Genomic DNA, 20,941 nt, shown 5'->3' with positions numbered 1-20,941 from the left:
AATTGCAGATGAATAAGAAAATTATTATTGGTTTGTTGACTTGTGCTTCATTGGCTTATGGCTGCCAGTCTTCATCAACTCAAAGTAAACAAGCAGCGACCTTGGCTGACTCTACCTCCAACCAAGCTTTTGATAGCCAGATTGATGGTAAAGAAGTTAAACTATTCCAGCTCAAGAATAACAGACTCGCTATTACATTGACAAATTATGGCGCACGCCTGGTAAGTTTAAAAGTGCCAGATAAAGACGGTAAATTGACTGATGTGATTTTGGGCTATGATTCGGCCAAAGAATACAAGGATAACTATAATAATTTTTACGGCGCAATTGTAGGACGGTATGGGAATCGGATTGGCAAAGCTAGCTTTAAACTGAATGGAGAGGTTTATTCTTTAGAAAAGAATGATGGCGAGAATTCACTTCATGGCGGTACCAATGGCGTTTACAACAAAGTGTGGGATGTAGTCAGTAGCACTTCGACATCAATCACATTAGCCTATACCTCACCTGATAAAGAAGCAGGTTATCCGGGAACGGTCAAGATGGAGGTTACCTATACTCTGGAGGACAATGGTGCTTTGGCCATAGCCTATCAGGCGACAACAGATAAAGAGACGGTCTTAAATCTGACCAACCATGCTTATTTTAACCTCAATGGGGTCGGAGATTCTTCTATTTTGGATCATGAACTTCAAATTGATGCAAAGGCAATTACCGAAGTTGACAATACCTTGATTCCAACTGGAAAGAGTTTGCCTGTAGCGGGCACAGCATTCGATTTTACAAAACCTGCACGTATTGGTGCTCGTATTGAAGATCAAAATGCACAACTGAAGATCGGAAAAGGCTATGACCATAATTTTGAACTAAACAAGAAGGATGGTTTCCAGAAGGTCGCACAGGTGTATGCCGCGAAAACAGGTATTGAAATGGACATCTACACAACCGAACCTGGTTTACAGTTTTACAGTGGTAATTTTATGAAAGATTCGGACCCTAAAGGGAAAGAGGGAAAAGTGTATCCATTCCGTTCTGCTTTCTGTTTGGAGACACAACATTTTCCAGATGCACCAAATCACCCCAATTTTGCATCAACGGTGTTAAAACCTGGAGAAAAATATAGTTCAAAAACAACCTACCAGTTCAGTGTGAAATAATTGAATCTATATGATGAAGCTAAGATTAAAATTAGGCGTTGTTTTTACGCTGGCCACTGGATTACTGTATGGACAGAGTAGTGTAAGATTAGAAACGCCGCAGCAGGAGCAGATTATAAGTCGACATATCTATGGACATTTTGCCGAGCACTTGGGACGCTGTATTTATGATGGATTTTATGTCGGTGAGAAAAATGACTCAATTCCGCATGCTGATGGCGTCCGGAAAGATGTTATCGAAGCCCTTAAGAATTTGAACATTCCAAATTTACGTTGGCCGGGTGGATGTTTTGCCGATACCTATCATTGGAAGGATGGAGTTGGGCCCAAAGCGCAACGGCCTGCTATCGTAAACAACTGGTGGGGTGGCGTGACAGAGGATAATTCTTTTGGTACACACGATTTTCTCAATATGTGTGAATTGCTTGGTGCGGAACCTTATCTGGCGGGTAATGTGGGTAGCGGTGAGGTACAGGAGCTTGCCGACTGGGTCCAATATGTGAATTTTAAAGGAGAAAGCCCCATGTCGGATTGGCGACGAAAAAATGGTCGGCAGGAACCTTGGAAGGTAAAATTCTGGGGCGTAGGAAATGAAGCCTGGGGCTGTGGCGGAAATATGACCGCCGATTACTATACCGACATTTATCGCAAATACGCCACTTTTATGTCGGATTGGACTAATGGAAGTGGTTTGTATCGGATAGCATCAGGAGCCAATAGTGCAGATTATAATTGGACGGAGACTCTCATGAAGAAAATTCCGAGTGGTTTGATGAAAGGCATGGGGCTTCATCACTATGCGGTGATCAACTGGGATAACAAAGGCTCAGCAACTCAATATTCGGAAGAGGAATATTTTAGAACCATGAAATCAGCTTGGTTTATGAATGAGCTGGTGGAGAAGAATATCGCCATTATGGACAAATACGATCCGAAAGGACTTGTGGATCTGATTGTAGACGAATGGGGTGGCTGGTATGCTGTAGAGCCCGGTACGAACCCGGGTTTTCTCTACCAACAAAATACCATGCGTGATGCCATGATTGCAGGAATGACGCTCAATATCTTTAACAATCATGCTCGTCGGGTGAAGATGGCCAATCTAGCGCAGGCTGTGAATGTATTGCAGGCGGTTATTCTAACAGAAGGAAAGAATATGATTTTGACGCCGACTTATCATGTGATGGAAATGTATAAGGTACATCAGGATGCTAAGTTAATTCCTATTTCACTTCAATCAACGGATTTTGAATTTAACCAGGAAAAAATTCCGGCCGTTTCGGTTTCAGCGTCACAAGACAAGCAGGGCCGTACTCATATCTCCTTGGTAAATATTGATCCGAAAAAGAATAATAAGGTACGTGTGGATCTCGGTTCAGTGAAAGCTGCAAAAATTTCAGGTCGAATTCTTACCGCGGAGAATCTACGCGATTATAATTCCTTCAAGAAGCCCACAACAATTAAACCTGTTGTGTACAATAAGGCAAAGGTAGTGAATGGTGCCATTGAAATGGATATTCCTGCATTTTCAGTTATTGTATTGGAATTAATATAACAGCCGATTTTGATAGGGTGTCATGTCGTGCTACCCTATTTATGCTGTTAGAGCTGGTGTAAAAACCTGAAATGATAAATTATTGTTGAACAAATACATATAGGGATGAAAAGAGTAGTGTCAATACTGTTACTGTTAGCGAGCTTGGGCTCTTCAGCAATGGCACAGTCACCGATAACATTAAATATAGCATTGGATAAACCTACAGGCAAAATATCGCCACATATGTGGGGTGTCTTTTTTGAAGATATCAATCTTGGTGCCGATGGGGGAATCTATGCTGAATTGGTAAAGAATAGATCATTTGAATTTGATCAGCCTTGGATGGGCTGGAAAAAGCTCGAAAATGGCTCTGAGGGAACCTACCTGCTGCTAAATGATAGCAAACGTAAAGGGAATAAACGTTATTTAAGGATAAACAATGCGACTAATTTGAAATTAGGGCTACAAAATGAAGGCTTTAGAGGAATGGGGGTGAAAGCGGGGGCAGCATATGAGTTCTCTGTACAATATCAAAGTGCAGCTAAGGGGATGAAAATCCATGTTGAGCTGCTCGATCAACAGAATAAGGTTATTGGTGCAGCTGAACTTCCACTTGAACCCGTCGGATCATGGTCTGAAGCTGCAGTCAAATTTCCTGTCAACCAAACGACAGATAAAGCCAAGTTAAATGTTTGGTTTACAGGGGCGGGTACGTTAGACGTAGATATGCTTTCATTATTTCCAATAGACACCTGGAAAGGAAGACCGAAGGGTTTACGTAAAGATATGGTTCAGATGCTTGCCGATATGAAACCCGGCTTTATCCGTTTTCCTGGAGGCTGTATTGTTGAAGGGAAAGATTTGGCCAATCGCTTTCAATGGAAAAAAACTGTTGGACCAATAACAGAAAGGGAATTGATTATCAACCGGTGGAATACCGAATTCAGCCATCGGCTTACACCTGATTATTTTCAGACTTTTGGTTTAGGATTTTATGAATACTTTTTACTGGCAGAAGATATTGGAGCATCTCCAGTTCCCATTCTCAATTGCGGTATGGCCTGCCAATTTAATACCGGAGAACTTGTACCATTGGACGAACTTGATACCTATGTTCAAGACGCTTTAGATCTGATTGAATTTGCCAATGGCGCAACAGATACAAAATGGGGGAAATTACGGGCGGATATGGGGCACCCTGAGCCTTTCCACCTCAAAATGCTGGGAGTTGGAAATGAAAATTGGGGGCCACAATATATCGAACGGTTGGCCGTCTTCAAGAATGCGTTAAACGAAAAGCATCCAGAGATCAAAATTATCGCCAGTTCGGGCACGGATCCCGAAGGAGATCGTTTTGACTTCTTAAATGATAAGCTACGGGCGATGAATATCAATATCATTGATGAACATTATTACCGTCCACCATCCTGGTTTCTGTCTAGCGCCAATCGCTATGATAATTACGCTAGAAATGGGGTGAAAATTTTCGCAGGAGAATACGCTTCGCATACGACGCGACCAAACGGTCCAGGGAAAAGTACCTGGGAGGCGGCCCTCTCGGAAGCCGCTTTCATGACGGGCCTGGAACGAAATGGCGACGTGGTGGAGATGGCATCTTATGCGCCATTATTCGGTCATGTCGATGGCTGGCAGTGGTCACCGGATTTAATTTGGGTGGATAACTTGCAGGTATATGGAACGCCGAGCTACCAAGTACAAAAATTATATGCTACCAATAAAGGAACAAGCATTGTTCCGATCAAACGGGATGGCGAATTCGTAGCTGGCAAAGATAGCCTATATGCTTCTGCAGTATTTGATGCAGCTGCGCAACAGCTTATCGTGAAAGTCGTCAATTACAACAGTAAGCCGATGAAAGTGAACCTCGACATAGATTCGAAGAAAAAGCCTGCTGCGGCAGCAGAGAAAATCACTTTGGCCAATGCCAACCTAAACCTGAGTAACAGTATCGAGGAACCATTGAACATCCGTCCAAAACAGAATACGGTAACTTATAAGGGAAAGACGATTGTTGAAACATTTGAACCCTATTCCTTTACCTTGATTAAAATGTCCGTTAAATAAGATGAATATCCGTAGACTCTTTTTTACTACCCTGATTCTATTTGCACATAACGTGTTTGCACAGGTAAAGGAATCGGATCTGGCGGCTTACCTGATGGTTTACTTTAAGGATGAAAGCCATGGTCTGTATGTTGCTGTCAGTCAGGATGGCTATTCTTTCACCGATATCAATAAAGGTAAACCGATCATTGCTGGCGATAGCATTGCACAGCAGAAAGGTATTCGGGATCCCTATATCATGCGCGGAAAAGATGGTTATTTTTATATGGTCATGACGGATTTACATATCTACGCACAAAGGCAGGGTTATAGAAATACGGAATGGGAGCGTGACGGAGTCGCATTTGGATGGGGTAACAACCGAGGTATTGTCTTAATGAAATCGACTGATTTAATTCACTGGAAGCATACGGAGCTCTACTTGGAAAAAGCCTTTCAAGGTTGGGAAAATGTAGGCTCCTTCTGGGCTCCCGAACTCATATATGATGATCGTACTGGGAAGATGATGATCTATTTTACGATGCGGTTTGGCAATGGACTGAATCAGCTTTATTATGCCTACTTAAATAAGGAGTTTACAGCATTTGAATCAGAACCACAGCTTTTGTTTCAATACCCCAAAGCAAATAAAAATTACATCGATGGCGATATTACGAAAGTGGGCAATAAATACCATCTTTTTTATGTCGCCCACGATGGTATTCCGGGCATTAAGCAAGCTGTTTCAGATTCTCCAAATGGCCCTTATCAGTACGATGATCGCTTCTATGATCCTGAACCAGAAGCCTGCGAAGCTCCGAATGTGTGGAAAAGGATAGGGGAAGATAAATGGGTTTTGATGTATGATATCTATGGGATATCGCCCCATAATTTTGGCTTTAGTGAAACAACAGATTTTAAAAATTTTGTTGATTTGGGACACTTTAATGCAGGTAAAATGAAATCTACTAATTTCACTTCGCCTAAACATGGCGCTGTCATCCCAATAACAAAGCAAGAGCTGGAGCGATTAGCAAAGCATTGGCAGTTTGATTTGTCTTTGCAAAAAAAATAGAAGCTTTTAGAACAGATCTTCGTAACTTATTGCCTTTATATGGCAATAAGTTACTTAACCAAATAAATTGCTGGTGAATTTAAGCTTAATACCGAGTTGAAAATTATTGATTGTTTTGAATATTTCTTTAATTGTCGCCTTTTCAATATTTGTCAAACTATCTATAGGTACGTAATTGTTGGGTGCCAGTTTAGCGATACGGATCTGGTTAGCCTGATTTTTTAGGCGGATCGACATCAGGTAATAATAAGATTGATTTAATTCCTCGTACTGTTCTTGTGTGAAGATGCCCAACTCAAGAAGCTGTTTTAGCCTACCACCTGTATTTTCTTCATAAATTCTGTTTTTCAGCGCGTAAACCCGGACTAAATCAACAATGGGCGTCATCGCTTTCTTGATATTGAAGACTTCAGAAGAACCTATTGTTTGCGTTTTTATCGCTTTGAAAAATGTGAGCGGCGGTTCATATTGCAGCGCATTCTTTGCAATGAACGTAAAAAAACGCTCGTTGGGTTTTTGTAGCTCAATATTGAGAAATTCTTTGAGTTGATCAATAATGCCCTGGTCACCATATAATCGCCTACAGTCGAAGAAGGTCGAAAATTTAATCGCATTCTCGGGGATACTTTCTTCAATCCATTTTTTGTAATTTTTCTTCCAATGTGACAGCGAATGTGTCCATTCGGGATTACTGGCCATATACCCCCCGGTACAGTAGCTAAAACCAATTGTATTGAGATGATCCGATACGCGACTGGCAAAATTGAGGAAATACGCGCGTACAAGATCACGTTGTTCGTTTGCTTTATCTTCGTAAATAATTGCATTATCCTGGTCGGTCATTAGCGTCTGTTCTTTCCTTCCTTCGCTACCCGTTACCATAAACACAAATTTTGCAGGCGGTTCGCCCATTTCCCCGATCACTTTTTCAATTACTTTAAGTGCAATACTGTCGGCAACGGTCGTAATAACTTGGTTCGCAATCTCTGCATTTACACCTCTACCGAGCAATTGGTGAATAATCTCAGGAACATTATTCCATTTTTCACGCAATTCATCCAATGTTTCTGCGAGTTTAACCGATTGAATAAATACGAGAGGAGACTGCCCTTGTTCACTCAATAACCGATTTCGGCTAAGGAAGCCGATATAATTGCCTGCCTTCTCAACAAGGAGATATCTTGATTTCGTACGGAACATCATCAGTACAGCTTCGTAAAGATAGGCCTGATCCGAAATACTGACAATAGGGTTATCCATTACCTGAGCAATAGATTGTGTTGCAGGAATCTGCTGGGCCACGACATTGTCTCTTAAGGTAATATCTGTCGCATAGCCAAGAATATGCTCCCCTTTTTTGATAAATATGCAGCTTACCTTGTGTTTCGCCATGGTTTGTGCAGCCTCAAAGATTGGTGTATCCGGTGTACAGGAAACGATATCTTTGTAGGTGATGTGTTCAATTTTACGCGAATAAAGTTGATCTGCAGCAAAATAGCTTTCCTCGAAGGAGGCTGGCGACTTAACAAAATGAGAAAACTCCTCATCTAACATTCTTTTTCCAAAGGAATTGGTGAAAAAATGGAAAAACTCTTCATTCGCATTACAGAGCTCAATAAAGTCTTTTCGGGGTAAACGATAAATGACCGTACCTTTTTTGGCAATGACGGACTTGAGTGCTTTCGTTCGGTTTAATAAGACCGATATTCCACCAAAACAATACGGTTTATGGTGTATCTCGACCAATCGTTTATTATCGGAAACATCTAGAAAGAATGTTTCATATTCACCTTCGAGGATTAAATCAACACCATCCATATCGGTAATGTTCTGCCGATAAACTAAGGTGTCTTTGGAAAAACGATGTTCATTGAATCTGTCGACAATACTCAATTGTAGGGTTTCGGGCAGAATTTGAAATGGCTGCGTAGATTTCAGCAGGGGTAGGATAGCGTCGGAGTTTTTCATGGAAGTCACATTAACAGATGTTCTCGAATTCAGCTTGCTGATTTTGTATGTCCTGCTCGGATAATTCATCTCTTCGAATCATTTCAAAATAGCATTTAGCAGTTATTTCAGCATCTTTTTCAGCATTGTGCATTTCTGTGGCTGGAGTCGCAAATAGTGTATCATGCAGCGATGAAAGTGGAAGATGCACCATATTCGGATTCCGAACGTATTTTTTGCTATGCAACAAGGTGCAGAAATAAGCTAAGTTATGAAATGGAATAGCCAAGTTGGATCGATAGAATTCGGCCGCTAATACCTGCAGGTCGAATGAAAGAAAATGCCCGATAAGCTGGGGCTTATATTTTTTGATGTCATGACTGAATTTCCGTAATACTTCTTTTTTCTTCTCACCATATTTCATTAGAAAAGGCGGTGTCAATCCATGAATCTGTTCTGATGCAGGACTGATTGGTATTAACGGCTCATAAATATATTTATTGGTTCGTTTAACTTCATGTTGCTCTTCGTCATAAATGATCCAAGCCAGTTGCAAGATGTGGGGCCAATTATCACCGTCCATGTAACTCTTGTTCCACTTTTTCGGTAAACCAGATGTTTCCGTATCTAAGAATAGAAAATATTTTTTCAATGAATTGCAGTTGAATGAATTCTAAAATACTAAAATAATCTAGTTATTAAATATATAAATCTCTATTTGTAGAAGGATAGCTTTGTAAAAAACGAGATACGTGTTTAAATTATTGAAATTTTATATGTAAAATTGACATTTATTAGTGAATTAAAATAACCAATTATGTACAGAAGGCTATTATGCACGTTACTCTGTGTCTGTTCTCTTGTTGTTGAGATCAACGCAAGAGATAAAACATCCTCCGTTTCTTATACAATGGATGGGATTACAAATCGTGATAGATTTCATTATGCGATTGAACTTCTCCAACATGAGTTAGAGGTCTCGTCATTAACCACGAAGATAGAAATCAGTACAGTGGGACAACATAGTTCGTTGCCCGATTCTTTGAAAGAAAAGCTAGTTAATAAGGAACATTTTATTATATATAGAAAATCCAGTAAAGGAGCAATATCCTTGATTGGTATGGACGAATCTGGTGTGCTTTACGGGTGTATGACATTGCTTGCACACAGACAATGGTTGAAAGGGGAGCCATTCTTTTTTGCCGACGGTCCAAAAATGGTTATGCGCGGGACAAGTGTTGGACTTCAGAAAACAACCTATTTGCCCGGCCATGATATTTACGAGTATCCTTACACACCGGAATCTTTTCCTTGGTTTTACGATAAGAAGTTATGGTTAAACTATTTGGATATGATGGCCGAAAATAGATATAATGCTCTGTATCTATGGAATGGGCATCCTTTTTCTTCGTTAGTAAAATTAAAGGATTATCCTTATGCGCTAGAGGTGGATGAGGGAACATTTGGAAAAAACGAGGAGATTTATACATTTCTGACCAAAGAAGCCAATAAAAGAGGGATCTGGATTATCCAGATGTTTTACAATATTATCTTGCCAAAGCCATTCGCCGATCGCCATGGTTTAAAAACACAGGAACGAAATCGGGTTATTACGCCCTTAATTTCCGATTATACCCGAAAAAGTATTGCCGCTTTTGTGGCTAAATATCCTAATGTGGGTTTACTAATAACGTTAGGAGAGGCAATGGAAGGCGTCGGCCAGGATGATGTCAACTGGTTTACGAAGACAATTATTCCGGGAGTACAGGATGGACTACATACATCAGGGATCAGCGTTGAGCCGCCTATTATTTTAAGAGCACACGATACCGATGCACCTGCGGTAATGGAGGCCGCTTTACCAATTTATAAGAACCTGTATACCATGGCAAAATATAATGGTGAGGCATTGACTACGTATACGCCGAGAGGGAAGTGGGCGGAGTTACACCGCTCTTTAAGTGCTATCGGCACGGTCCATATTCAGAACGTCCATATTTTGGCCAACTTGGAACCTTTTAGATATGGCTCACCTGATTTTATTCAAAAATCAGTTAAAGCTATGCACGGAATTCATCATTCCAATGGTATCCATATATATCCACAAGCTTCGTATTGGGATTGGCCATATTCGGCCGACAAGGTCGCTAATAGATTGCTGCAACAAGATCGGGATTGGATGTGGTACAAAGCGTGGGCACGGTATGCTTGGGATGAAAATCGGGATTTACTACATGAGCAATCGTATTGGTCGAAGGAGCTTGCTCAATATTATGGTATCAGTGAGACAGATGCTCAAAAATTATTATTGGCTATTGAAGAAATTGGTGAGATATCGCCTAAAATTTTGCGACGATTTGGTATTACAGATGGTAACAGGCAGACATCCTCCTTGGGAATGTTGATGACGCAGTTGATTAATCCTTATCGCTATGGCTTGTTTACTTTACTTTATGAGTCGGAAGCTCCAGCAGGGGAAATGATAGTCGATTATGTAGAGAAGGATGATCGCCATGAAACTCATGTTGGAGAAACTCCAGTGCAGGTGGCAAAAGAAATTGTGCAGCATGGCGAACGTGCGCTGATGCTCATTAGCGGATTGGGAAAGCCGACTAAAAATGTGGCTGAATTTAATCGCTGGCTCCAAGATATTCGGATTCATGATTTACTAGCGAACCATTATAGTTGTAAGGTTAAGGCCGCAATTCAGCTTCTTCAGTATAAATATACTCATGAACTAAACGCTCTTCGAAAAGCTTTGCCTGATCTTGAAAAAAGTGTTTTGGAATACCGTAAACTGACAGAGATAACGAATGAAAGCTATTTATACGCAAACAGTATGCAAACCAAACAAAGAAAAATACCGATGCGTGGAGCAGATGCTACCTTCATTCACTGGAATGAGATGTTGCCTGTCTTTGAAACTGAATTGAATAACTTTAAACATGCGATAGATTCCTTATCAGCGAGGACTGGCATTTCAGCGCGTTCAAAAGAAAAGCTAAAATCCCAACAGATTACCTTTGAAGATCGTCAACAATTGCTCCCATTGAAAAAAGGAGCAAAATTGTATGCAGATCAGGAATTGGTAGTTACACATATGGCGAATGAATTGGAAGGACTTCAAGCGCTACAGATTGACGCTGAAAAGCAAAAGCTCCAAGGAACACAGCTTCGATTTAAGAATGAAAGAGCTGTAAAGATATTGGTGGGTTACTACAATAGCACCGACAAAGTTTTCGCACCTAAACCTGTACTTGAAATTGATGCGAGCGCTAATGATTTTGGGCAGGCAGAAACAAAAGTACGTAATGCCATCCGAATTCAGTACATGCCAATGGTTGATATTCATACTTATTCCTTTCCTCCAGGAACCAATGAGCTAAAAATACCGAAAGGAGAAGTGCTGATCTTAGGTATTGTGGATGACAAGGAACTCCAAAATCCATATAATGCTGATGTGGACAATCAAGGCGATGATCTAGACGATTTGTTTGGTTATTACCGTGGAACTAAATTGTAAATATAACTATGTTCAGGATAGTACAGGATAAACAACTTAAACGAAGTAGGTATTTTACGAAAACACAATAGATCTACTTCAACTTTTTTGATAATAATAAGGAATGAAAATTAAAAAATCTATTCTTGCGCTTCTTTTCTGTGCTCTTTCTTATGCAAAAGCACAAGAAAAATTAGTGGATAAAGTTCACACTTATGTTCAAGAGTTTAATAACAACGATAACGAAGCTGTGATCAATAAAATTCCGAATAAGGATGCCTATGATTGGATGCTGGCGAATATTCCTTTATTGGACTGTCCCGATAAAGAAATTGAGCAAACTTATTATTTTCGATGGTGGTCTTTTCGAAAACATATTAAATCGAGCCCCGAAGGTACCTTGGTAACCGAATTCATTGAACCTGTAAAACACGCTGGAAAATATAATTCAATCAGCTGTGCGCTAGGGCACCATTTGTATGAAGGAAGATGGATTCGTGAAAATGCATTTCTAAAAGAATACATAGACTTTTGGCTTTATCATGCTGATAAAAATCAATCTAAACCGAGGTTTCATCAGTTCAGTTCTTGGTTGCCAGATGCTTTATTAGCTTATTATAAAGTAAATCCCGATAAGCAATACTTAAGAGATAGACTGTCGGACCTTGATCTAGATTTTGAAAAATGGGAGAAAGAAAGAAAAAGTAAAAACGGTCTCTTTTGGCAATTTGACGTTCAGGATGGCATGGAAGAGTCTGTTTCTGGTGGACGTAAAGTTCATAATATGAGACCTTCGATCAATAGCTATATGTATGGGAACGCTGTAGCAATAGCAACAATTGCCAAATTGGTGTCCAATTCAGCATTAGAGAAAAAGTACATTACCTATGCCCAAACTTTACGTGAATTGGTATTGGATTCACTTTGGGACAAAGAAGATCAGTTCTTTAAAACGAGGTTAGAAAAAGGAGGTCTACATCCTACACGTGAGGCAATTGGTTTTATACCGTGGTATTTTCATTTGCCACCAGACAAAACGACGTATGGAAAAGCTTGGCACCAGCTTCCTGATACAGCAGGATTTAATGCGCTGTGGGGAACAACAACCGCTGAACGACGTGAGCCGACATTTCGAACACGCGGAACTGGTCATAGTTGTGAATGGGACGGAGCAATTTGGCCTTTTACGAGTTCACAGACCATCAGAGGAATGGCTAATTATTTAAGCGATTATAAAAAGAATAAGGAATTGGATGCAAACGACTTATATGACCAAATTCATAAATATGCTAAATCGCATGTGATGAACGGTAAACCTTATATAGGTGAATACCAGGATGAGAAGACTGGAGAATGGTTGAAAGGAGACAATCCGAGAAGTAAATTTTATAACCATTCCACATTTGCGGATGTCATTATTCAAGATTTAATTGGAGTAAAACCACAAATTAATTCTATTCTTGAAATAAAACCCTTGATTTCGAAAGATAAGTGGGACTACTTTGCGTTGACCCAATTAACGTATCACCGTAAGAACATTGCTATTTACTGGGATGTCACTGGCGAAAAATATCACAAAGGAAAGGGACTGACCATCTATGTAGATGGAGTGAAATCACTACAAAAAAGGGATTTAAAAAATTGTAAGATTAACTTAAATTAATATGATCAGAAAGCGCTATCATCGTGGAATAATAACTGTTTTGCTCTGTTTATCCATGCTGGGTTTGCAAGCACAAACTTGGCTAAATGTCATGGATTTTGGTGGCCAGAAAGATAGTACCGGAAGTAACACATTGGCTATCAAAAAGGCTATTACAGCAGCATCAAATAAAGGCGGGGGTACGATCTATTTCCCGGCAGGAAAATACGTCACTGGACCAATTCATTTGAAAAGCAATATTACGATTTATATCGATGCGGGAGCTGAGTTACATTTTAGCGATAATTTTGATGATTATTTGCCCATGGTAGAATCCCGCTGGGAAGGAACTGCTGTAACAAATTTTTCGCCATTATTTTATGGAAATAACCTCGAAAATATTAGTATTCAAGGACGTGGGATTATTGACGGACACGGTAAAAAATGGTGGGGCTATTCGGAGGTTGAAGTTAAAAAACAGACAGAAGATAGTAAATGGCAAAAAGAATTTAAACGCCTCAATAAGAATGTTTTGGCTCCAGACCTTCCGGGATGGATTGAAAGAGGGTTTTTACGACCGCCCTTTATACAGTTCTTAAACTGTAAAAATGTACAGATCAAGGATATTAAAATTCAAAATTCGCCATTTTGGACAATTAATCCACAATATTGTGATAACGTTACCGTAGACGGCGTAACGATTGATAACCCCCCGTCGCCTAATACAGATGGTATAAATCCAGAATCTTGTTCCAATGTTCGTATCGCCAATTGCCACATTAGTGTAGGGGATGACTGTATTACCATAAAATCTGGTAAGGATCGCTCGGGAAGAAAGATCAATATCCCAGCAGAGAATTATACCATTACAAACTGTACAATGCTTCGCGGGCATGGTGGGGTGGTTATCGGGAGTGAGATGTCCGGTGGAGTTAAAAATATTGTTATTTCTAATTGTATTTTTGACGGAACAGATCGCGGTATACGTCTAAAAACCGCAAGAGGTAGAGGGGGCATCGTGGAAAATATTCAAGTTTCTAATATTGTGATGCGCGATATTCGAGATCAGGCGATTGTCATGGACATGGAATATGCTAAAAGTGAACCAGGGCCAATTAGTGAACGTACGCCTAAATTCAGGAATATCTTTATTAATAATTTGTCTGGCACAACAAACCGTATTGGCTACATGCGAGGCTTAGCAGAAATGCCAATAGACAATGTAGTGTTTTCGGATATAAATATGGAAGGAAATACGGGGTTTTCAGCACTCAATGTGAATGGATTGACATTGAGTAACGTAAACATAGCAATCAAACAAGGTGCATTATTATCTGTCAACAATGCTAAGGAACTGAGTTTAGTAAATGTAAAAAATGCGACACCAGTGGCAGAAAAATCGCTGATCGAGCTTGAAAATTGTAAATCAGTGAATGTGCAGAGTTGTTTTCCTTTGTTAGGTACAGCACTATTTTTGGATTTAGTAGGATCAGAGAATGAGTCGATTTATATTCATGGCAATAATTTAGCCCGAGTAAAGCAAATTCTCCGTGGTACTTACAAAAGTGGTCAGTTCATATCAAATATAAACCCTTCGGAATCTAAATAATGCGTTTATACCTGTATATTTTATTATCGTTTTTATCGATATGTCTCTTAAACTCCGCTTTTGCACAAACGCGTGTATGGTTTGATCATCCTGCCAAACAATGGGAGGAGGCTTTACCTATTGGTAATGGGCGGCTTGGGGCCATGGTTTATGGCGGGGTCGAGGAAGAAGAATTACAGTTTAATGAAGAGACATTATGGACGGATGGACCACGAAATTATAATAAAAAAGGCGCATCGAAGTATCTTCAAAGTATACGGAACCTGCTTGATCAAGGTCAACAGAAAGAAGCGGAATCTTTGGCGATGCGGGAATTTATGGGGCTTAAAAGTGAATCAGAAGATCCTAGTGCCTGGTTGGAAAAAATTGGGAAAATTCGTGAGCAGAAACATGGGCCATTTCAGGTCGTTTTTGACGATAGCAAATGGCCACTTATAGTGGTGCCGCATTACGAGGGCTGGGAGAATCTGGGACTGGAGGGCTTGGATGGCGCTGTTTGGTTCCGTTATGAATTTAACCTTTCAAAAAATCAGCTATCAGAGCGCTGGTCGTTGGATTTAAATAAAATCCGGACCAATGATTATACCTATATTAATGGTAAGCTTGTCGGCCAGTCAGCGGGAGATGATACCCGAAGGCTGTATCAAATACCTAAAGAGCTGCTGCGGGAAGGTAGAAATAGTATCGCAATTCAGGTGATCAATTTGGAAGGAAAAGGAGGTGTAGCTGGATATAAGGACACAAAGCAGTCAATAGGATTAAAAAGTGCGAGCGGAAAAATTATTTCACTAAATGGGCACTGGAGATACTATATTCAAGATCAAAATATTCCTAAAATAGGAAGTTTTCAGGCATCCTATCAGCCTTTTGGTACATTAAATTTAAAGTTCAATCACAAAGAGACAAAGAACTACAGCCGGATACTCGATTTGGATAAAGGCGAAGTTTGCGTCAACTATGATGCTAGTGGAATCCATTATAAAAGAACTTATTTTGCAAGCTATCCCCAGAATTTTATCGGCATACGGTTGGAGGCTGACCAGAAGAAAAAAATTACCTTTAGGCTTGCAATGAATACCAAACATCAGCGTGCAAAACTTGATCGCCTCAATAAATCATCAATCCGCTTGGAAGTATGGGTGAAAAATGGAGCAATGCGAGGAACAGCTTTTCTTCAGCTTAAATTGAAAGGGGGACAAGTGTCCTATACTGGCAACGAACTTGTCGTGCAACAAGCGGATGAAGCTCAAATTTATCTGACTGCCGCAACAAATTTTAAATCATATCAAGAGCTGAATGATCAGTATTCTGCTGTCGCATTGGATAGATTCAAAGATTTATGTAAGTTGGACTTTGATAAATTGTATGAACTCCATCAAAAAGATTATCAACAGTTGCATCATCGCTTTGAAATAGATTTTGGCGACGGGAGCCAACTTGATACTATTCCAATAGATAGAAGATTACAAAGGGCAGTAATGCTTGATGATCCAGGGCTGCTCGCACTTTATGTGCAATATGCCCGATATCTTCAAATTGCTGCGTCTCGACCAGGTAGCCAGCCAATGAATCTTCAAGGTATTTGGAATCCATCCTTAGAACCATCTTGGGGTAGCAAATACACAACTAACATCAATTTGGAGATGAATTACTGGCCGACTGAAGCTTTAAATCTTTCTGAGTTGCAGCAACCTCTATTTCAAATGATTCGGGATCTTCATATGGCGGGTGCAGAAACGGCCAAAGAATATTATGCTGCTCGAGGTTGGGTTTTGCATCATAACACGGATTTATGGCGCGGCACAGCTCCCATCAATAGTTCCAATCATGGTATATGGCCTACAGGTGGAGCTTGGTTGGTGAGACATCTTTGGGAGCATTATCGATATACGCAAGATATACACTTTTTAAAAGAATATTATCCAATCATTAAAGATGCTACCTTATTTTTTAAGGATTTTCTCGTCAAAGACAAAGCAACGGAATGGTTGGTAAGCTCGCCTTCAAACTCTCCTGAAAACGGCGGGTTGGTGAAGGGACCTACAATGGATCATCAAATTATTCGTTCATTGTTTGATATTTTCAATCAAAGCTCGAAGTTGTTGGATGCCGATAATCTCTTGCGGGATTCAATTATAAAGATGCGGAATCAGATTGCGCCGAACCAGGTTGGGCAGTACGGACAGCTGCAGGAGTGGTTGACGGATTTGGATGATCCAGAGAATAAACATCGGCATGTATCCCATTTGTGGGGGTTATTTCCCGGAGATGAGATCAATATGATTCGTACGCCACAGTTGGTAGAGGCTGCAAAACGCTCGTTGGTGTTACGGGGAGATGAAGGGACAGGTTGGAGTTTGGCATGGAAAATTAATTTTTGGGCTAGATTAAAAGATGCTCAGCATGCTTATCACATGGTAAAAATGCTATTGCGACCGGCGGGGAAAGGTGGCGGCTCTTATCCAAACCTATTTGACGCTCATCCTCCATTTCAAATCGATGGGAATTTTGGAGGGGCATCGGGAATTATCGAGATGTTGCTCCAGAGTCAGACGGATGGAATTGAGCTATTACCGGCATTACCAGTTGAAATTGGCACAGGGAAAGTCAAAGGGATCAAATCCCGTGGTGATTTTCAGATTAGTATGGAATGGAAAGATAGTCAGTTACTAGCCGTGACCGTTGAATCGCTTTCAGGAGAAGAACTCCATTTGCGTTATCAGGACCATGAAGTAAAGATAAAAACTAAGAGAGGCGAATCTTATGCCTTTGATAAAGAGTTGATTTTAAAGAAATAATGAAGACTAGATTGATGTTGACGAGAAAGCTGTTTTGCTGCCTATGTATCTTATTTTTTGGACTATTTTCATTTGGTCAGAACGTTCGTAAGACGATTACACTGGATACTGACTGGGAGACGATAATGGACCAAAAAGATTCTGCGAGGTACAATGGATTTCACAATCTGTCTTTTATGACAGATAAGAACTGGCGGAAGGTCGATGTTCCACATAACTGGGATGGCTACGAAGGATATCGTAGATTGCTACATGGCAATTTACATGGTTACGCATGGTATCGGAAAAATTTCTCGCTCAATCAACAAATAAATAAAAATAGATTCTATTTATTTTTCGAGGGAGTAGGTTCCTATGCTACAGTTTGGTTAAATGGTATACGGGTTGGGTATCATGCGGGCGGAAGAACCACATTTACATTGGATGTTACTGATGCGATTAGATTGGACGGTACTCCTAATCTATTAGCTGTCCGGGCAGACCATCCAGTTCATATTATGGATCTTCCTTGGGTCGATGGAGGTTGTTCTACGGAGCGCGGTTTTTCCGAAGGATCGCAGCCTATGGGAATCTTTAGGCCAGTGAGCCTATTGATGAAAAACGAAGTCGCTATCACACCTTTTGGCGAGCACTACTGGAATGATGAGACTGCTGATTCTAGTAAAGCGGTCGTACATCAGGTCGTTGAAGTGAATAATAAAAACCAGAAAAGTAAAGATTTGGAGATTGTAACCGAAGTTTTGGATCAGATGGGCCAATTAGTTATTCGATCAACATCGGAGGACCAGATAGAGGGAAACGCAATTAAGGAAATTCGGCTGAAAGATCTTGTGCTGACAAATCCACAATTATGGTCTGTGGAGTCACCTTACCTGTATCGTATAAAAATGCAGCTCAAACATGGTGGGCAGGTGATTGATGAGGTAGAAACGCGCTATGGAATTCGCTCGGTTCGTTGGTCAAAAGGTTTAAAGCCTTCTGGTGATCCACGTCTCTTGGTCAATGGAAAGCCCGTATTTATTAATGGCATTGCAGAATATGAACATAAACTGGGGCAATCGCATGCCTTTGATAAAGAGGAGATTGAGTCCCGGGTTAGACAAATTAGGACTCTCGGATTCAATTCATTTCGGGATGCACATCAGCCACATAACTTACGTTATCAACAAGCATGGGATCAACACGGTATTTTATTATGGACGCAGCTCGCAGCACATATCTGGTTTGATACTCCCACATTTCGTACGAATTTTAAAAGATTATTAACAGAATGGGTTCGCGAACGTAGAAATAGCCCATCAGTGATTTTGTGGGGGCTCGAAAATGAAAGCACGCTTCCAGAAGAATTTGCGCGCGAATGTACAGTATTAATTCGCAAACTAGATCCTACAGCATCCATACAGCGATTAGTGACGACATGTAATGGTGGCAGTGGGACCGATTGGGATGTCCCGCAAAATTGGACGGGAACCTACGGGGGAGACCAAAAATATTATGGTGAAGATTTGAAAAAACAGCTGCTTGTTGGTGAATATGGCGCTTGGCGAAGTTTGGGAATGCATGCCGGGCCACCCTATCTTCCTAACGAAAATAAATACAGCGAAGAGCGTTTTGCTGATATCCTACAAACAAAAGTACGTTTGGCAGATTCTGTTAGAAATAATGTCATAGGTCATTATTTATGGCTTTGGAACTCCCATGATAATCCGGGCCGTATTCAGGGAGGAGAGGGAAATCGAGAGATCGATCGGATTGGACCAGTTAACTATAAAGGCTTATTGACACCTTGGGGGGAACCCACAGACGCTTATTATATGTATCTTTCGCATTATGGTAAGAAGGAGCAACCCATGGTTTATATTGCTATGCATTCTTGGCCAAACCGTTGGTTAGCTCCCGGAGTGAAAGACAATATCCGTATTTTTTCGAATTGTGAGGAAGTCGAACTGTTCAATGATCTAGGATACCTGTCGTTAGGGAAAAAACGACATGCTGGATTTGGACAGCATATTGAATTTGACGGTGTAAATGTCAAGTATAACGTATTGTACGCTGAGGGTCGCATCGGAGGAAAAGTTGTTACTCGTGATACCATTATATTGCAAAATTTTCCGCAAAGTCCACATTTTACTGACCTGTTTCAAGATCCATTGAAGATTCTAAAACCGGAGCCGGGATATCACTATATCTACCGGATTAATTGTGGCGGCGATAATTTTACGGATGAATACGGGGCCGAGTGGAAAGCTGACCAACCTTATCGGTCCCAATTAGGCTGGGGTAGTAGATCTTGGGCGGATAGTTTTGAAGGGATGAATACTAATTTTGCTAGTCAACGGATTATTTTTGATCCAATTGGTGGAACAAAAGACTGGTCGCTTTTTCAGAGCTTCCGCTATGGACTGGATAAGTTGGGCTATCAATTTGATCTTCCAGATGGAACTTATTGGGTTGAATTATATTTTGCCGAACCTTGGTACGGAAAGTTTTCGTCGGGAAATGGCGATCGAGTTTTCGATATTGCTATCAATGGCCAAATTGTAGAACATAAGTTTGATATTTATAAAAATGCGGGTTTCCAGCAAGCGATCAAAAAGAAGTATGCTGTCAACGTGGTTGGTGGAAAGCTATTGATCAACTTTCCACGTGCGTATGCTGGTCAGGCTTTAATACAGGCAATTACTATTGTGTCAAAGAAGCCCGTTCATTTAGTCTCAAAATCAAGTGCTCAAGATCATTATAATCTTGATTTAGGGAATCAGAAAATTCAACGCCATAGTTGGCTGGATATAGGTAGTGTATTGAAGAAGAAGGGGGATTCAGTTACATCATTCTTCTCGTTGCCACCATCTTTGTTTGGTTCAGACTATTTCGCGCTTGACATCCATAAATCCTATCATTTACGTTTTAAAGAACCAACTAATATCTTTTTTTTGGGGCATAAGAAACCTATTGATTTTGAAGATACCAAAGACAGTGTTCAATTAAATACGGGAAAATATCTTTCCGTATCTCGTAAGGTGTTGCAGGCAGGCGATGAGGTCCTGTTAACCTCTGGCCGCCGAGGAGAAGTGGTGGTATTTCAGCAGCAAAGCGGTCTGCTACCTGTTTATGATCTGAAAGAGGTGAAAAACTATAAGGCCTATCAAAGTGAGTGGCGGGAAGGTGTTTCGGAAATCGATTTTGCAGGACAAAAACGTTTGGTATTTAGCAGTAAAGATGGTTATATCGGCTGGCAATTTCAGGTTGGTGCAGCGGACGTGTATTCATTATCAATTAAGTATCATAACCCATTTAAGGAATCACGCCAAGGTTATTATGAGATTTTAGATAAAGATAAGCACGTACTAGTGCTTAAAACTCCTCTACAAATGGATCCCACGCGTTCAGGCAAATGGAATTATATCAATACTGATACAAAGACGATGATCAATGCAGGTACTTATTTTTTAAAGATTTATTCTGTTGATTTAAAGGGTGTTATGCTGGATAATTTAGAGGTTAAATAAATTGGTGTCAGGATAGTCCATGATGGTTGTCCATAAAATTTTCAGTTATATTGAACACTCAAAATTTTTTTATGTCGTTTTGACGTTTAATTGAGTGATTA

General features: G+C 40.4%; 11 protein-coding genes. 9 read left to right on the top strand and 2 right to left on the bottom strand.

The window, feature by feature from the left end:
• The first annotated feature begins 8 nt into the window (after positions 1-8).
• The 4 genes from BV902_RS25870 (at position 9) to BV902_RS25855 (ending at position 5,833) form a co-directional block, all read left to right on the top strand.
• Positions 9-1,157: an aldose epimerase family protein gene (locus BV902_RS25870; RefSeq protein ID WP_083663769.1), complete on the top strand. Its 1,149-nt coding sequence runs from the start codon at positions 9-11 to the stop codon at positions 1,155-1,157.
• Between the two features lie 10 nt (positions 1,158-1,167).
• Positions 1,168-2,712, top strand: coding sequence for an alpha-N-arabinofuranosidase (locus tag BV902_RS25865; RefSeq protein ID WP_237241855.1), 1,545 nt, complete (start codon positions 1,168-1,170; stop codon positions 2,710-2,712).
• A 105-nt stretch (positions 2,713-2,817) separates the two neighbouring features.
• Positions 2,818-4,779, top strand: a complete 1,962-nt coding sequence (locus BV902_RS25860) for an alpha-L-arabinofuranosidase C-terminal domain-containing protein (RefSeq protein WP_075994354.1) — start codon at positions 2,818-2,820, stop codon at positions 4,777-4,779.
• Between the two features lies 1 nt (position 4,780).
• Entirely contained in the window at positions 4,781-5,833 is a 1,053-nt protein-coding gene (locus tag BV902_RS25855) for a glycoside hydrolase family 43 protein (RefSeq protein WP_075994353.1), read from the top strand.
• Between the two features lie 54 nt (positions 5,834-5,887).
• On the opposite strand, the gene BV902_RS25850 is transcribed toward BV902_RS25855, so the two are convergent.
• Entirely contained in the window at positions 5,888-7,801 is a 1,914-nt protein-coding gene (locus BV902_RS25850; protein WP_075994352.1) for a DUF294 nucleotidyltransferase-like domain-containing protein, read from the bottom strand.
• 10 nt (positions 7,802-7,811) lie between these two features.
• Positions 7,812-8,432: a 3'-5' exonuclease gene (locus BV902_RS25845; protein ID WP_075994351.1), complete on the bottom strand. Its 621-nt coding sequence runs from the start codon at positions 8,430-8,432 to the stop codon at positions 7,812-7,814.
• A gap of 165 nt (positions 8,433-8,597) precedes the next feature.
• On the opposite strand from BV902_RS25845, the gene BV902_RS25840 reads away from it, so the two are divergent.
• From BV902_RS25840 to BV902_RS25820, 5 genes are all read left to right on the top strand, one after another.
• A complete protein-coding gene (locus BV902_RS25840; protein ID WP_157626241.1) occupies positions 8,598-11,303 on the top strand; it encodes an alpha-d-galacturonidase in 2,706 nt (901 codons plus the stop codon).
• A 103-nt stretch (positions 11,304-11,406) separates the two neighbouring features.
• The gene (locus BV902_RS25835) at positions 11,407-12,945 is read left to right on the top strand and encodes an MGH1-like glycoside hydrolase domain-containing protein (RefSeq protein ID WP_075994349.1); all 1,539 of its coding nucleotides are present in this window, start codon (positions 11,407-11,409) and stop codon (positions 12,943-12,945) included.
• Position 12,946: 1 nt separating this feature from the next.
• Positions 12,947-14,533, top strand: coding sequence for a glycoside hydrolase family 28 protein (locus tag BV902_RS25830; protein WP_075994348.1), 1,587 nt, complete (start codon positions 12,947-12,949; stop codon positions 14,531-14,533).
• Positions 14,533-17,331, top strand: a complete 2,799-nt coding sequence (locus BV902_RS25825; RefSeq protein WP_075994347.1) for a glycoside hydrolase family 95 protein — start codon at positions 14,533-14,535, stop codon at positions 17,329-17,331. The genes BV902_RS25830 and BV902_RS25825 overlap by 1 nt, the downstream gene beginning before the upstream one ends.
• On the top strand, positions 17,331-20,840 hold the full coding sequence (locus tag BV902_RS25820) for a glycoside hydrolase family 2 (RefSeq protein ID WP_075994346.1): 3,510 nt from the start codon (positions 17,331-17,333) through the stop codon (positions 20,838-20,840). Before BV902_RS25825 ends, BV902_RS25820 begins: the two co-directional genes overlap by 1 nt.
• Positions 20,841-20,941: the final 101 nt, after the last annotated feature.

The sequence above is a fragment of the Sphingobacterium sp. B29 genome (assembly GCF_001952815.1).
Taxonomy (GTDB): domain Bacteria; phylum Bacteroidota; class Bacteroidia; order Sphingobacteriales; family Sphingobacteriaceae; genus Sphingobacterium; species Sphingobacterium siyangense.
This window is presented reverse-complemented; position numbering and strand designations above follow the sequence as displayed.

Excerpts from the sequence above, each read along its gene's own strand:
- BV902_RS25870 (WP_083663769.1), top strand. The coding sequence starts at position 9 with ATGAATAAGAAAATTATTATTGGTTTGTTGACTTGTGCTTCATTGGCT.
- BV902_RS25865 (WP_237241855.1), top strand. The coding sequence starts at position 1,168 with ATGATGAAGCTAAGATTAAAATTAGGCGTTGTTTTTACGCTGGCCACT.
- BV902_RS25860 (WP_075994354.1), top strand. The coding sequence starts at position 2,818 with ATGAAAAGAGTAGTGTCAATACTGTTACTGTTAGCGAGCTTGGGCTCT.
- BV902_RS25855 (WP_075994353.1), top strand. The coding sequence starts at position 4,781 with ATGAATATCCGTAGACTCTTTTTTACTACCCTGATTCTATTTGCACAT.
- BV902_RS25850 (WP_075994352.1), bottom strand. The coding sequence starts at position 7,801 with ATGAAAAACTCCGACGCTATCCTACCCCTGCTGAAATCTACGCAGCCA.
- BV902_RS25840 (WP_157626241.1), top strand. The coding sequence starts at position 8,598 with ATGTACAGAAGGCTATTATGCACGTTACTCTGTGTCTGTTCTCTTGTT.
- BV902_RS25835 (WP_075994349.1), top strand. The coding sequence starts at position 11,407 with ATGAAAATTAAAAAATCTATTCTTGCGCTTCTTTTCTGTGCTCTTTCT.
- BV902_RS25830 (WP_075994348.1), top strand. The coding sequence starts at position 12,947 with ATGATCAGAAAGCGCTATCATCGTGGAATAATAACTGTTTTGCTCTGT.
- BV902_RS25825 (WP_075994347.1), top strand. The coding sequence starts at position 14,533 with ATGCGTTTATACCTGTATATTTTATTATCGTTTTTATCGATATGTCTC.
- BV902_RS25820 (WP_075994346.1), top strand. The coding sequence starts at position 17,331 with ATGAAGACTAGATTGATGTTGACGAGAAAGCTGTTTTGCTGCCTATGT.